Origin of the sequence: Pseudomonas sp. TMW22090, from assembly GCF_022496665.1 — a bacterium.
Taxonomy (GTDB): domain Bacteria; phylum Pseudomonadota; class Gammaproteobacteria; order Pseudomonadales; family Pseudomonadaceae; genus Aquipseudomonas; species Aquipseudomonas gregormendelii.
The window spans coordinates 853,271-867,040 of the sequence record NZ_SCFH01000001.1; the positions used below are offsets into that span (position 1 = coordinate 853,271).

Sequence of the window (13,770 nt, forward strand, 5' to 3'; positions counted from 1 at the left end):
GGAAACCGAGAGCATCGTCCGCACGGACTAACGCATTTTGGCCTGGCCCCAGGTCACAGCCGAGACCCGGCTGGCTGGGGCGCACCCAGCGCTACCACGCTGTTGAGCATGATCCGCACCAGCTCGGTCTGGCGTCGGACACCCGTCTTGGAAAATATCGAACGCAGGTGCGCGCGTGCGGTATTGCGCCGGATATTCAGAATTTCCGAGGCGTCCTCAAGCGACAGGCCGTTGGCCAATTCCAGGGCGAGCGCGGTTTCTGCCGGGGTCAGGTTGTACAGCTGCGAAGTCAGCACCGTGCTCACCAGCGATTTGCTCACCGCGTCCCGCACATACACCACCACTGTAGGTTTACCGTGGCCTTCGAGCAGTTCCCGTGAAGGAATCAATTCCACCACTACGCCGAGGCTGACCTGTCCCGAGGGACGGGAAATCGACGTTGCCTCGGCCACCTGTACGCCCCTGGCTGCGCCTTGCCTGGCCCGCTGGAAGGCATTACGCACCAGGCGCGCCAACTCCCGATTGTCACTGGGGTAGGTCGCCTCCAGTCGACCTCCCACCACTTTGAGGCCGTCCTGACTGTCAAGAATTTCCCTGGCCACGGGATTGAGTTGCACCACGCAGCCGTTTTCGTCGAGCACGAAGGTCGCCACCGCGAGGCGGCTGATGGTTTGCGAATACAGGCTGCCGAGGGACTCGCTGCGGTCCAGCAGCGAATACATATGCAAGGCCCGACGCAAATGGGGCAGCAACATGGCGCACAAGGCCCGCTCGGTCTCACTGAATGGCGGGTGGCCCTGTGGTCGATTGATCCGAAAACGCACGATGCCGCCATCCGGCATGCGTATATCGGCACCCAGCATGTGGTAACAATCGTAAGGTTGGCAGTACAGCAGGTAAAACGCCGAACTGGCCCATTCGGCATCGCTCATCAGCTCATCGATGGTGAATACCGTGTCGGTGGGCAAACCCTCGAACAGGGTAGATTTGGCGTAATAGGCGTAATGGTTGATGCCGCCCTGGCCCAATTCGACATCACCGGCAACCACCATCGGTGACAGCAGCGGCTCATCCTGAACCCGCAGGATCAAGGTCACGAAATTAGCCTTGAACAGCGCGCGTATCTCGCGCAACGAGTCACTCAAGGAGGCCGTGTTCATCGACGAATCGTAGATGTTGCCAATGATCCGTTCGTACTCGGCCAACTCCAGGCCCATTTGCGCGAGGACCTGTGCATTGGGCATACAACTTTGCATATCCATTCCCCAGCAGCGGGCCCGACCCGCGGGCCCCCATGGCTTTAATCGAATGTGCGGCCGCGTCCCGCTCGCTTCACGGCAGTTCGAACAGGCCGGCGGCGCCCATTCCGCCACCGATGCACATGGCAATCACCACATAACGCGCACCGCGCCGCCGCCCTTCGAGCAAGGCATGGCCCACCATCCGCGCGCCGGACATACCGAATGGGTGACCGATGGCAATCGCCCCGCCGTTGACGTTCAGGCGCTCTGCCGGGATCTGCAGCGCATCGCGACAATGCAACACCTGGCAGGCAAAAGCCTCGTTGATCTCCCACAGGCCAATATCCCCCACCCCCAGGCCGAAACGCTTGAGCAGCTTGGGTATGGCGATCACCGGACCGATGCCCATTTCCTCGGGTGCGCACCCACCCACGGCAATGCCACGGTAGATGCCCAAAGGCGTCAATCCGCGACGCTTGGCCTCGGTACGACTCATCAACAGACTGGCCGCAGCACCGTCAGAGAACTGCGAGGCGTTGCCGGCGGTGACGAACGTCCCCTGCTCGATCCATTTACCGTCCTTCCACACCGGCTTCAGGTTTGCCAGGTCTTCAAGGCGCGTACTCGGTCGGTTGCATTCGTCACGCAGAACCTGCACGCGCTCATGACCATTGGGCTGGCCATCAGCGGCGAACAGCAGCTTGTCCACGCCTAGGCCCACGATTTCCTCATCAAAGAGCCCGTCCCGTTGAGCAGCAGCCGTGCGCAGCTGGCTTTGCAATGAATACTCATCCTGGGCGGCGCGACTGATGCCATAACGACGGGAGACGATCTCGGCGGTTTCAATCATCGGGATATAGGCGCTGGGCATCACCTGCAGCACCGCTTCGGATTGGGCGCGGAAGCTGTTTTTGTGTTTGGTCTGGGTCAGCGACAAGGACTCGACGCCGCCGCCAATGGCAATATTCATCTCGCCACTCATGATGCTCTTGGCAGCTACGCCGATACTCATCAGCCCCGAGGCGCACATGCGGTCCAGCGCCATCCCCGGCACACTGTCCGGCAAGCCACCGGTGTAGGCACAGAGCCGACCGATGTTATAGGCCTGGGTGCCCTGTTGAACCGCCGCACCCATGATTACATCTTCTACTTCCCCAGGCTCAATGCCGGCACGTTCGACCACCGCGCGTACCACATGCCCACCCAGCACTGGCGCCTCGGTATCGTTGAACGATCCACGAAACGATTTGGCCAGCGCTGTACGGGCGGTGGCGACGATGACGACTTCATTCAGGTCCATGGAAACTCACTCGCAAATTGGGTTGAAGGTATAGCGGCTGATGGTGTCGATTACGCAGCCCGGGCGCGCCTGGCCTTCGACTTCCACGGTGATGCGCACCACCAGTTGCACGGCATCGCCCACTGGCTCGGCGCGGATAATCTGGCCGCTGCCGCGCACCCGCGAGTCGACCTTGACCGGGGCCGGGAAGCGCACCCGATCGCTGCCGTAGTTGACGCCCATGGTCATGTTTGAAAGGGTCAACAACTGCGGCATGAAGAGGTTGGCCAGGGACTGGGTCAGGTAGCCGTGGGCAATGCAGGTGCCGAACGGCCCGTTGGCGGCGCGTATCGGATCGACATGAATCCACTGGTGGTCACCCGTGGCCTCGGCGAACAGATCGATGCGTTCCTGGTTGATGGTCAGCCAGGCGGTGTGGCCCAGGTCCAGGCCTTCGGCCGCAAGCAGAGCCTGGGCGCTACTGAAAAGGTGACTCATGAGCGTGCCCTCAAGCTTGTTGTGAACTGACTGACAGCACTTCACCGACCATGTAGGAGGCGTAGTCGCTGGCCAGGAACATCATCACGTTGGCCACCTCCCATACTTCGGCGGCACGACCGAACGCTTCGCGCCCTGCCAGGCTGGCAAGCAATTCTTCGCTGGAGGCTTTCTTGAGAAAATCGTGCAGGGCAATCGACGGCGATACCGCATTGATGCGCACGCCAAACTCAGCGGCTTCCAGGGCGCTGCAGCGGGTCAGGGCCATTACGCCGGCCTTGGCCGCAGCGTAATGCGCCTGTTCCTTTTGGGCCCGCCAACCGAGCACCGAGGCGTTATTGACGATGGCTCCTGCGCCGCGGCGCTGCATGTGCGGCAACATCGCCCGAGTCATGCGGAAGGTGCCCGTCAATGTCACGTCCAGCACCCGCAACCACTCTTCGTCGCTCATCTCTACCACACGCTTCTGGCCACCCAGCCCCGCGTTGTTGATCAGCACATCGACCCCGTCCAGAGCCTCTTCGGCCGCCGCCACCAAGGCCTGGACTTCGTCTTCTATCGTGACATTGCACAGCTGGCCGTAGATCGCCTGCAGGCCGGTCTCGCCCTTGAGGCGCGCTACCGCCTCTTCCAGGCGCCGCGGGTGAACGTCGGAAATCATCAGCGCCCGACAACCTTCCTCGGCACTGCGTCGGGCCGCTGAGTAACCGATACCGGCACCGGCCGCGGCGGTGATCAATACCGACTTGCCGGCCAGTAATTGATGACCGGGAACATAAGGGGGGGCTTGTTTCACAGCGTCTACCTCCGAAGAAATCAATACGCTGCAGTTTTACGGAGCGGGCCAAGCGGGCACATCGTCAAAATGGGGTATGAAGGTCGAGAACGTTGACGTGAACAAAGGGTCGGGGCTTCAGCTGCCCCAGACTTTCTGTGCCTTGGGCGCTTCAGCGAGAATCGAGTCCACGGCCGCACCAATCTCTTCGACCTGCCACAACGCGCCTTTATCGCGGGTGACGCCCGTGCGCCAGCCGTCTCCCAGGGAGATCCTCCCGCCCTGGCTTTCGAAGACCTGGCCGCTGACATGGGCCGACGCCGGGCTGCCAAGCCACACCACCAGCGGCGCGACATTTTCCGGCGCCCAGGCATCGAAGCTGTCGTCCTCAGGCTTTTTCACCACGTCGGGCATGGCACTCTCGGTCATCGAGGTACGTGCAGCCGGGGCCAACGCGTTGGCGGTGACACCGTAGCGCGCCAGCTCCGTCGCTTGCACCAGGGTCAGCGAAGCGATACCGCCCTTGGCCGCCGAATAATTGGACTGTCCCACCGAGCCTTGCAGGCCGGCGCCGGAGCTGGTGTTGATGATACGGGCGTCGACCGGGGTGCCGGCCTTGGCAAGGTCGCGCCAGCGCCGACCGAGAATGTTGGCCAGGCAATAATGACCCTTGAGGTGGACGCGCATGACCATGTCCCAGTCTTCTTCACTGAGGCTGATGAACATGCGGTCGCGCAAGACGCCAGCGTTATTGATCAGCACATGTACTTCACCAAACGCGGCCAACGCAGCATCGACGATGCGCTGCGCAGTGGCCAGTGTGGTGATGTCGTCGCTGCTGGCAATGGCCTGGCCGCCGCTCGCGCGAATTTCACCTGCCACATCTTCTGCGGCATCGGCGCGAATATCGTTGACCACGACATTGGCCCCTTGCGCGGCGAACGCCAGGGCATAGGCGCGACCGAGCCCGCCTCCGGCCCCGGTGATGATCACGGTACGGTCTGCACAAATAGCCATGTTTTACTCCTCTGGATTTGGGTGGACACGCATCCGAAGCGGCGGCCCACGTAAAAGAATTACAGCCGTTCGATGATGGTCACGTTGGCCTGGCCACCGCCTTCACACATGGTTTGCAAACCATAGCGCCCACCGCTGCATTCCAGTTCGTTGAGCAGCGTGGTCATCAGCCTTGCTCCGGTTGCGCCCAGCGGATGCCCCAAGGCAATTGCCCCGCCATTGACATTGGTGCGTGCCGGGTCGTAATCCAGCTCTTTGGCCCAGGCCATGACCACAGAAGCAAAGGCCTCGTTGATCTCTACCCGGTCGATGTCAGCCATGCTCAGCCCGCTTTTGGCCAAAGCCCGGCGTGTCGCCGCAATCGGTGCGGTGAGATGCCAGATTGGATCGTCACCCAGCACCGTCAGGTGATGAATCCGCGCCCGTGGCGTCAAGTCGTAGCGTTTGAGCGCCGCCTCCGACACCACCAAAAGCGCAGCTGAGGCGTCGCAGGTCTGGCTGGACACGGCGGCGGTGATCGATGGGTACTGAGGGTCCACCGGCTGCAGTTCAGCCATCTTTACCAGGCTGCTGTGCCGCGGGGTTTCATCCACCGCGAGGCCCTGGCAGGCGACGATTTCCCGAGCAAATCGCCCGCTGGCAATGGCCGCCAATGCACGTTCGTGGCTTTGCAGGGCAAAGGCTTCCATTTGCTCGCGACTGATCTGCCAATGATCGGCAATCCGTTGCGCGGCGTAGAACTGGTTCACCGGTTGCTGACCAAAGCGAGCACGCCAGCCAACGCTGCCCGAGAATGGATCGGCAAAGCCCAGGGGCTGGCCGGCCAGCATCGCGGAGGAAATCGGGATTTGGGTCATGGTTTGCACGCCGCCCACTGCGACCACATCCTGGGTGCCGCTCATCACCGCCTGCGCGGCAAAATGCAGCGCCTGTTGCGATGAACCGCATTGACGATCCACAGTGGTGCCGGGAACCGTCATAGGCAAGCCTGCGGCCAGCCAGCTGGTGCGGGCTATATCGCCGGCCTGGGAGCCGATGGTGTCGACGCACCCGAATATCACGTCGTCGTAGTCTTGCGCGGGGATCACGTTACGCTCCACCAGTGCCTTGAGCACATGGGCGCCCAGGTCAAACGCGTGGATCTCGCTCAACGAGCCCTTGCGCTTGCCGGTGGGGGTGCGCAGTGCATCTACAATGTAAGCCTGTGGCATGACTCATTCCTCGAAAGTGTGTCCAGGCCCCAGGCCAGTAGTGTCGGCGAACAAGTAGTCGCTGACGCGGTTTTTGTGAAAGCCGCGGTCGCCCCAGGATGCATCCAGGGCCCAGGCGCGCTTCATGAACATCTGCAAGTCGACTTCCCAGGTGTATCCCATTGCGCCGTGAACCTGGATGCCTTTGCGGGCAGCGATCCAGCTCGCCTCATTCGCCGCCAGGCGGGCCTGGGAGACCCATACGCCCGCGTTGACGTCGCACCGGGCCAGGGCATGTGCGGCGCGGTACAGCACGGGTTTGGCCTGTTCGATGTAGCGGGCGACATCGGCCAGGTGATGCTTGACTGCCTGGAAGCTGCCGATCGGCTTGCCGAACTGTTTACGCTGGGCCACGTAGTCCACGGACAGGTCCAGCATGCGTTGCGCCAATCCCAGCAGTTGCCCGGCCACCGACAGCGCGCCACGGTCCAGCAGACGGTCCTGCAAAGCACGCCCCTGCTCGCCACTGGCCACACAGGTTGCCGGCGTTGGGATCCACTTCACCTCACCCAGGCGGCGCGAAGCGTCGATGCTCGGATGGTTTTCTACTTCAACCTGGGAGCGAGGCACCACGTGGATCTCATCGCCATGGGTGAGCAGCAGTACTTCTGCCAATTGCGCATCGCTGACCAGCAAATTGACCGGATGACTGATCGCCATGCGCAAGCTCCCATCGGCGATCCGGGGCAGCAGTTCGGCGCGGGCCGGGTGACCTGCGGGCAGGCCGGCAAGTAAGCCACTGGCAACATAAGCGGTGTCGGCCAATGAATCGGGAATGGCGTAGTAACCCAGCTCCTGGGTCATCAGTGCCCAGGTCACATCATCCATGCCCAGGCCGCCCTCGGCCTCGGGCACTGACAAGGCAGTCAGGCCCTGGCCGGCGATCTTGTTGCGCAGGTCCCGCGAGCGGCCGGCATCGGTTTCCCAGATTTCCCGAAGCATTTCCGGGGCGGCTTCGGTCATCAGGAAACGACTGATGGCCTCGTGAAACGCCAACTGGTCATCGTTAAAAGTGAAGTCCATGGCGGTTCCTTATTTCGGCAAGCCGAGCATGCGCTCGGCAATGATGTTGCGCTGGATTTCGTTGGTACCGGCGTAGATCGGCCCCGACTGGGCGAACAGGAAACCCTCCAGCCAGCCGGCCGCATCGCCGTCCTGGGAGGCCTTGCCCACCAGCTCGCCGCGCCCACCGAGAATGCGCATCGCAGTCTCGTGCATCTTCAGATCCAGCTCTGACCAGATGATCTTGTTGATGCTCGACTCGGCGCCGATCTGCTCGCCTCGGCTGAGGCGGCCCACGGTGTGATAGGCCGACAGCGCGTAGGCTTCAGCGCCCATCCAGGTCTCCAGCACGGCATCGCGCAGGCTTGGGTCGCGGTCGGCGCTGGCGCGGTGTGCCTTGTACAGGGCCACGAGCTTGCGTGCCGTGGCCTGGAAGCGCGCGGGCGAGCGCAGTAACAGGCCGCGCTCGAAACCGGCGGTGGCCATTGCCACGTGCCAGCCCTGCCCCTCGGTACCGATACGGTTAGCCACCGGCACCCGCACATCATCGAAAAACACTTCGGCGAAGGCGTCCTTGCCGTTGAGCGCCTTGATCGGGCGAATGCTCACTCCCGGTGCGTCCAGCGGCACCATGATGAACGAAAGCCCGTGGTGCCGGCTCGATCCTGGCTCGCTGCGGAACAGCCCGAACAGCCAGTCGGCGTAGATCGCCCGGGTCGACCAGGTTTTCTGCCCATTGATCACGTAGTGGTCGCCGTCGATCAGGGCCTTGCTGGTGATTGCCGCCATGTCGGACCCCGCATTGGGTTCCGACCAGCCTTGCGCCCACATGTCCAGGCTGGCGGCCATACGCGGCAGGAAACGCTGCTTCTGCTCCGGCGTGCCGAATTCCATCAGGGTCGGGCCCAGCAACAGCTGGCCGTTCTGATTGACACGCATGGGAGCTCCGGCGCCGTAATACTCTTCCTCGAAGATCAGCCACTCGATCAGGTCGCTACCGCGTCCGCCCAGATTGGCTGGCCACATCACCATCGACCAGCGGCTCTCGAACAGCTTGGCCTCCCACGCGCGGTGCTGTTCAAAACCTTCGCGAGTGTCGTAGCTGGCCAGCGGCTCGCGTGGCAGGTTGGCTGCCAGCCAGGCCCGCACTTCGGCGCGGAAAGCGATTTGCTTTGGGGTATAAGTCAGGTCCATGGCGTTATCTCAGAACTTGGCGTCGCGTTTTTCAACGAAGGCCCGGCGCGTCTCCGCGGAGTCCGGGCTGCTATAGGCCTGCATGGTGAAGCCCTGTTCCCAGCGGTATTTGTCTTCCAGGTTGCCGTCCTCGATACCGTTCAAGGCTTCCTTGGCGATGCGGATCATGCCCGGGCTTTTCTCGGCAATTTTTGCCGCAATGCCCAGGGCGGTTTCGCGTAATTGATCCTTGCTGACAATTCGCTCGATGAAGCCGTATTGCAGGGCTTCGGGGGCGCTGATGCTGTCGCCGGTGAAAAACAGGTAACGGACTTTTTGCACCGGGAACAGGCGCTGCAGATGCGCACCGCCGCCCATGGCACCGCGGTCGACTTCCGGCAAGGCAAAGGTCGCGCATTCGGAGGCGACAACAATGTCCGCCGCACCAGTGATGCCAATGCCGCCGCCCAGGACAAAACCATGAACCGCGACAATCACCGGCACCGGGTTGCGATGCACGGCCTTGAAGGTGGCGTAGTTACCGGCATTGACCTCGACGATCCGCTCCGGGTACTTGTCCAGTTCCTTGATGTCGACTCCGGCGCAAAAGCCCCGGCCCTCGGCGCGAATCACGATCACCCGCACTTCGGGATTGGCCCCAAGGGCTTCGATCTGCTGCGCCAGGGCCTGCCACTCCTGGCTGTCGAGGGCGTTGACCGGGGGCTTGGCGATCACCAGTTCAGCGATGCCCTGATTGAGTTGTGTGGTAAATGCCTGGGTCACAGGTGTTCTCCGATACTGGCGGGACGATTCGATGGGAGGTGCTGGCTGCGTGCCAGGAGCGTATCCAGGCAGTGCTGTGCCTCACCGGCGATGCCTTCGATCACCTCGCGGCAACTGAGCAATTCACCAATTGCAGCGGCGACCTGGCCACTGGGCAGAATGCCCTCGTCCGGTGCGCCATCGACCATGGAGCGCTGCAACAGCACCGGCTGGTTGGCAGCCATCACCACCTGCGACAGCTGCGATGGGTCTTCGCGTAGTGCACGCACGAACACTGAGGCCATGTGCGCCAGGCTCATGCCGGTTTGCTGCTTCCACTGCCACGCACTGCCCAGGGCGATGCGCAGGCGACCAAAGGGGCCCGCCTTTTCGAGGTGATTGATAAAGCGGTTTTCGATCATCCGGTGGCGCATGCCATCGACCGCAGTGGTCACACGCACCTGCTGCGGATCCTTGACCTTCAGGTAGCGCTCAAGTGTCGCGGCCGGAGTCGGCGATTCGCGGGTCATGAGAAACCGTGTGCCCATGGCGATTCCCGCTCCACCGGCAGCCAGTACCGAAGCCAGGCCACGACCAGTGGCGAACCCGCCGGCCGCGATGACCGGCACCCCGACGGCCGCCAATACCTGGGGCAGCAGGATCGAACTGGGTACGCCGCCGGTATGGCCGCCGCCCTCGCCGCCCTGGACAGTGATCAGGTCGGCGCCCAGTTCCACGGCCTTGAGCGCATGTTTCAGCGCGCCCACGGTGGGAATACACAGCACCTTGGCCGCCTTGAAGCGAGCGATGGTCTGTTTGTCCGGACCACGCCCGTAGCTCACGGCACGCAAGCGGTACTGAATCGCCAGGTCGACACACTGCGCAGCGTTGTCCTGGAACATATGGAAATTGAGCCCAAAATTGCTGCCGCCGGTGGCGTCGATCACCTTGCGGATTTCGCCTTCCAGCTCATCGGCCGGGATGGTCGCCCCGGCCAGGAAACCGAAGCCCCCGGCCTGGGTCGTGGCGATCACCAGGTTGGCATCCGCGACCCAGCCCATGGCGGTCTGCACGATCGGGTAACGGCACCCAAGGGCTTCGGTCAGCGGTGTCTCCAACCAGCGGTTCATTGGTTTTCGTCCTCGGCCTGCTTGTTGGCGCGGGCCATCCCCTTGGCATCGAAGCCGCCCAGCTTGTCGCCGGATAGCAACTCGTTATGGGCATGGGCAAAGTGGTGCCAGGCAAATACCGCATCCATCGCCGTGCGCTTACCTTGCAGGTCTTCAACGTGGTTGACCGCCTGTTTGGTCAGGGCCAGGCCCATGCGTGGCTGGCGGGCGATGCCTGCAGCCAGGGCGTAGGTCGCCTGTTCAAGCTCTTCACGCGGCACCAGGCGATTGACCATGCCCACCTGCCAGGCCCTGGTGGCGCTCATGCGGTCACCGGTGAAGAGGAATTCCTTGGCGATACGCGGATTCATTTCGTAGGGGTGAGCAAAATACTCCACCCCCGGAATGCCCATACGCACCACCGGGTCCTGGAAGAATGCGTCGTCGCTGGCAACGATCAAATCGCAGACCCAGGCCAGCATCAACCCACCTGCCACACACGCGCCCTGGACCATGGCGATGGTCGGCTTGGGCAGTTCGCGCCAGCGCCGGCACATGCCCAGGTACACTTCCTGCTCGCGGGCATACAGTTGCTCGCCACCGGGTTTGTTGGTGTGGTCCCACCACAGGTGCGCGCGCTCGAACGGTTTGTCGATATCCCGACCGGGCGAGCCGATATCGTGGCCTGCGGAAAAGTGTTTGCCGTTGCCGCGCAGGACGATGACCTTGACGCTGTCGTCGTTCACCGCCTGGCGGAAGCAGGCATCCAGGGCATAAGTCATCTGCGAGTTTTGGGCGTTGTTGAAGGTTGGCCGGTTCAGCGTCAGCGTGGCGATGCCCTCGGCCACGCTGTACAGCACCGGGGTGTCCGTCTCGTAGACGGCGTTGTCCTGGCGGACGATGAATTCACTGTCGCTGCTGTGCATGGTCGTGTCCTTGCCTCAGGCCGTACGGATGCCGGGCGGATTGCCCTTGATCGCCGTGGCGCGATAATCGTGGGGGTCGAGTCGACGGATCACGGCCAACTGCTCAGGGGTGGGATGCACGGTTTCGTGCAACTGCGCCGACTTGAGCAACGGGAAGCCGGTGTTCTCCTGGACCTGATCGAAACTCACGCCGGGGTGCAGCGAGCGGACCTGCACTGCACGCTGCGGTCCATTGAAATCCAGCACGCACAAGTCGCTCACTACGCAGTCGATGTCCATCAAGTCGCGACGCGCACCTTCGGGCCAGCGCTCGGCCTTGAAGCCCACGCCGGAAACCATGTCGACTTCGCCGCTGACGAACACCCGGGTGTTATGACTGGGTACGAAGAACGAATTCAGGTGGTTGATGCTGTTACCTGGCAAGCCGCGCACGCCGAGGATCGCGGTCTTGGGCTTTTGATAGTCGCCGACGCAGGACAGGTTGGTCTGGCCCCAGCGGTCGATCTGGGTCGGCCCGATCATCGCGTGGCGGCGTCCACCCCACACGCATTCGAAAACCCGCTCGAACGACATGTAACCCGAGTACCGTGGCACGTAGTCACCTCGTGGGCCCAGCGGGATCGGTTCTTCTACCAGAAACGCCTCGCTGTCGGTCATCAGCAGCTCGGGGCTGTGAGTCAGTTTGGCCAGGCTCGCGCCCAGGCGCGGAATCACGCCCAGGCCAGAGGCAATCACCTCGCCATTACCGCGCCAGGCCTCGGAGGCCGCGACGATCATCAGTTCAGCGAGGGTAAAATCACAGGTTGCAGACATGGTCGCTAATCCTCAGAACACGGGAAGGGGCAAGACGCCCATGGAGTCGGCACCGCCGTTCTGTGCCTGATAAGCCAGCTCGCCACCGGCAATGTAGGTCTGCACATAGTCGTGCCAGCCGTTCTCCGCCTGGCTGCTGGCGACATAACCCTTGAGGTGTTTGAGGTCCCATCCGTAATCAGGGGCGCACAGCGTCGGGTGCGCACCCAGAGGTGCATGCACCACACCGCTCACCAGGTAACGTTCAAAGGTGTTAAAACGGGCTTGATCGGCGCTCAGCTCCAGGCGCTCTTCCAAGCGTTCGCACGATACGAAACACTGCCTGGCAGCGCGGGCGAACAGGTGATCGAAATACGGGTCCGGACCTGTCACCAGGCAGTTACCCAAGCGGTCGGCGACATTGACGTGCAGGAACGCCACGTCGAGGTTGAGCGCCGGCATCGCCAGCAACACCTCGCCATCGGCATAAGGCGACTGGATCGTTTTGAGCTGCGAATTCAAGCGTGTGACGTCGGTGGCCAGGCCGCAGCGGGTCGGCAGGAATGGCAAGCGCATGCCAGCGGCGCGCAGCCCCCACTGGAACATACCTTCGTCCAGCTCCATCAGTTCCAGCTCGCCAGCTTCGCGAGCTTTGCGGTAGTAGGGTTCCAGCGGAATGGCATCGAGGGTAGCGAAGCCGAACACCAGCTTCCTGACCTTGCCGGCAGCGCACAGCATGCCCACTTCCGGGCCGCCATAGGCAACCACGGTGAGATCCTTGACCGGTGAGCGCAGGATCTCGCGCACGATAGCCATCGGCTTGCGCCGCGGGCCCCAGCCACCGAAACCGATGGTCATGCCATCGCGTAATTGAGCGACCGCATCGGCCGCTGTCAGTTGTTTGTTCATCAGGATCATTCCTTACTGATGGCCGACCGAAAAGTCGTGCCCCCAAATGCTCACACGGGTGAACTCGAACGCCGAATGCTCGGCCCAGTCGACTTGCAAACCGCCAAAGCCGTACTCCAGATCAAAACCGGACGGCGTCTTCATGTAGAAACTGGTCATGCGATCGTTGAGGTGCTGACCGAGTGTCGCGGACAGGGACACGTCATGGGCGTGCAGACGATCGTGCGCCCGGCCGACCTCGGTCATCGAATCGACCTCGACCATCACATGCACGCAACCTGACGGCACCGGGTACTCGGCGAGTGCCAGGCTGTGGTGGCGGGCGTTTTGACAATGCAGAAAGTGAATGCGAACCGCCGGCACCGATGGGTCGGGACGAAAATTGAAAATATCCGAGAGCTCAAAACCCAGCACATCCTTGGCGAACGCCAGGGTGGCGTCGAAGTTTGGTGCTGGCAGGACCGTATGACCCAGGCCCATGTCACCGGTGATGAACCGCGGCACCCCTTGGGGCGACACAAACGGCAGGCAATCGGAGCGATGGCCCCAGCTCAGCTCATGACAGTTGCCCGATGGGTCGGTGACCTTGATCAGCGCCTGTACACCGCGCTGCTCGACTTCGATCGCAGAGCCCGGCTGCCATTCGATGCCGGCGGCGCTCAGGTGCTCGAGTGCAGACTTGAAGGCCGACTCGTTGGCCAACTCCCATCCGGAAGCCAGATAACGCGCCTCGCTCCCTTCGACGATCAGCATACGAAACGGACGCTCGTCCATCTTCACGTACAGGCCACCACCTGGGGCCGCCTGCACTTGCATGCCCAGCACGTCTTCGGCGTAACGCTGCCAATGACTGAGGTTTTCGATCTGCGAGACGAAATAGCTCAAACCGCGAATGTCGATCATGCCTTGGTCCTCGTTGGCTGAATGGGCTTTCGTGGTTGGCATTGTGCAAAGCGCCGCCCAAGGCTTCATCGTCCGTTGAGACTAAGCAGAGCGCGGCACAACGATGCGCAGCGGGTCAGTACTAGTCCGTTTTA

The 13,770-nt window shown here is 62.3% G+C and carries 14 protein-coding genes; all 14 read right to left on the reverse strand.

Going from position 1 to position 13,770, the window contains the following annotated elements; all coding sequences use genetic code 11:
* Nucleotides 1–53: 53 nt before the first annotated feature.
* A complete protein-coding gene (locus EQV97_RS04020) occupies nt 54–1,256 on the reverse strand; it encodes a helix-turn-helix transcriptional regulator (protein ID WP_240888468.1) in 1,203 nt (400 codons plus the stop codon).
* 76 nt (nt 1,257–1,332) lie between these two features.
* On the reverse strand, nt 1,333–2,541 hold the full coding sequence (locus EQV97_RS04025; RefSeq protein ID WP_240888469.1) for an acetyl-CoA C-acyltransferase: 1,209 nt from the start codon (nt 2,539–2,541) through the stop codon (nt 1,333–1,335).
* A 6-nt stretch (nt 2,542–2,547) separates the two neighbouring features.
* Nucleotides 2,548–3,018 (reverse strand): MaoC family dehydratase, encoded by a 471-nt coding sequence (locus EQV97_RS04030; RefSeq protein ID WP_122839851.1) that lies wholly within the window; start codon nt 3,016–3,018, stop codon nt 2,548–2,550.
* Nucleotides 3,019–3,028: 10 nt separating this feature from the next.
* Nucleotides 3,029–3,814 (reverse strand): SDR family oxidoreductase, encoded by a 786-nt coding sequence (locus EQV97_RS04035; RefSeq protein ID WP_240888470.1) that lies wholly within the window; start codon nt 3,812–3,814, stop codon nt 3,029–3,031.
* Between the two features lie 117 nt (nt 3,815–3,931).
* Nucleotides 3,932–4,810, reverse strand: coding sequence for an SDR family oxidoreductase (locus tag EQV97_RS04040; RefSeq protein ID WP_122839849.1), 879 nt, complete (start codon nt 4,808–4,810; stop codon nt 3,932–3,934).
* A 59-nt stretch (nt 4,811–4,869) separates the two neighbouring features.
* The gene (locus EQV97_RS04045; RefSeq protein ID WP_240888471.1) at nt 4,870–6,021 is read right to left on the reverse strand and encodes an acetyl-CoA C-acetyltransferase; all 1,152 of its coding nucleotides are present in this window, start codon (nt 6,019–6,021) and stop codon (nt 4,870–4,872) included.
* Nucleotides 6,022–6,024: 3 nt separating this feature from the next.
* On the reverse strand, nt 6,025–7,083 hold the full coding sequence (locus tag EQV97_RS04050) for an acyl-CoA dehydrogenase family protein (RefSeq protein ID WP_045058509.1): 1,059 nt from the start codon (nt 7,081–7,083) through the stop codon (nt 6,025–6,027).
* Nucleotides 7,084–7,092: 9 nt separating this feature from the next.
* Entirely contained in the window at nt 7,093–8,256 is a 1,164-nt protein-coding gene (locus EQV97_RS04055; RefSeq protein ID WP_240888472.1) for an acyl-CoA dehydrogenase family protein, read from the reverse strand.
* Between the two features lie 9 nt (nt 8,257–8,265).
* On the reverse strand, nt 8,266–9,018 hold the full coding sequence (locus EQV97_RS04060) for an enoyl-CoA hydratase family protein (RefSeq protein WP_122839845.1): 753 nt from the start codon (nt 9,016–9,018) through the stop codon (nt 8,266–8,268).
* The gene (locus tag EQV97_RS04065; RefSeq protein WP_225569748.1) at nt 9,015–10,127 is read right to left on the reverse strand and encodes a nitronate monooxygenase; all 1,113 of its coding nucleotides are present in this window, start codon (nt 10,125–10,127) and stop codon (nt 9,015–9,017) included. The genes EQV97_RS04060 and EQV97_RS04065 overlap by 4 nt, the downstream gene beginning before the upstream one ends.
* A complete protein-coding gene (locus EQV97_RS04070) occupies nt 10,124–11,032 on the reverse strand; it encodes an enoyl-CoA hydratase (protein ID WP_045058513.1) in 909 nt (302 codons plus the stop codon). The genes EQV97_RS04065 and EQV97_RS04070 overlap by 4 nt, the downstream gene beginning before the upstream one ends.
* Before the next feature lie 15 nt (nt 11,033–11,047).
* Entirely contained in the window at nt 11,048–11,845 is a 798-nt protein-coding gene (locus EQV97_RS04075; RefSeq protein ID WP_045058514.1) for a ketoacid CoA transferase, read from the reverse strand.
* A gap of 12 nt (nt 11,846–11,857) precedes the next feature.
* Entirely contained in the window at nt 11,858–12,733 is an 876-nt protein-coding gene (locus EQV97_RS04080; protein WP_240888473.1) for a CoA-transferase, read from the reverse strand.
* Nucleotides 12,734–12,745: 12 nt separating this feature from the next.
* Nucleotides 12,746–13,636, reverse strand: coding sequence for a VOC family protein (locus tag EQV97_RS04085; protein ID WP_122839841.1), 891 nt, complete (start codon nt 13,634–13,636; stop codon nt 12,746–12,748).
* Nucleotides 13,637–13,770: the final 134 nt, after the last annotated feature.

What these genes read in the sequence shown, in the direction of transcription:
- EQV97_RS04020 (WP_240888468.1), bottom strand. Translation starts at nt 1,256, where the DNA reads ATGCAAAGTTGTATGCCCAATGCACAGGTCCTCGCGCAAATGGGCCTG.
- EQV97_RS04025 (WP_240888469.1), bottom strand. Translation starts at nt 2,541, where the DNA reads ATGGACCTGAATGAAGTCGTCATCGTCGCCACCGCCCGTACAGCGCTG.
- EQV97_RS04030 (WP_122839851.1), bottom strand. Translation starts at nt 3,018, where the DNA reads ATGAGTCACCTTTTCAGTAGCGCCCAGGCTCTGCTTGCGGCCGAAGGC.
- EQV97_RS04040 (WP_122839849.1), bottom strand. Translation starts at nt 4,810, where the DNA reads ATGGCTATTTGTGCAGACCGTACCGTGATCATCACCGGGGCCGGAGGC.
- EQV97_RS04045 (WP_240888471.1), bottom strand. Translation starts at nt 6,021, where the DNA reads ATGCCACAGGCTTACATTGTAGATGCACTGCGCACCCCCACCGGCAAG.
- EQV97_RS04050 (WP_045058509.1), bottom strand. Translation starts at nt 7,083, where the DNA reads ATGGACTTCACTTTTAACGATGACCAGTTGGCGTTTCACGAGGCCATC.
- EQV97_RS04055 (WP_240888472.1), bottom strand. Translation starts at nt 8,256, where the DNA reads ATGGACCTGACTTATACCCCAAAGCAAATCGCTTTCCGCGCCGAAGTG.
- EQV97_RS04065 (WP_225569748.1), bottom strand. Translation starts at nt 10,127, where the DNA reads ATGAACCGCTGGTTGGAGACACCGCTGACCGAAGCCCTTGGGTGCCGT.
- EQV97_RS04070 (WP_045058513.1), bottom strand. Translation starts at nt 11,032, where the DNA reads ATGCACAGCAGCGACAGTGAATTCATCGTCCGCCAGGACAACGCCGTC.
- EQV97_RS04075 (WP_045058514.1), bottom strand. Translation starts at nt 11,845, where the DNA reads ATGTCTGCAACCTGTGATTTTACCCTCGCTGAACTGATGATCGTCGCG.
- EQV97_RS04080 (WP_240888473.1), bottom strand. Translation starts at nt 12,733, where the DNA reads ATGAACAAACAACTGACAGCGGCCGATGCGGTCGCTCAATTACGCGAT.
- EQV97_RS04085 (WP_122839841.1), bottom strand. Translation starts at nt 13,636, where the DNA reads ATGATCGACATTCGCGGTTTGAGCTATTTCGTCTCGCAGATCGAAAAC.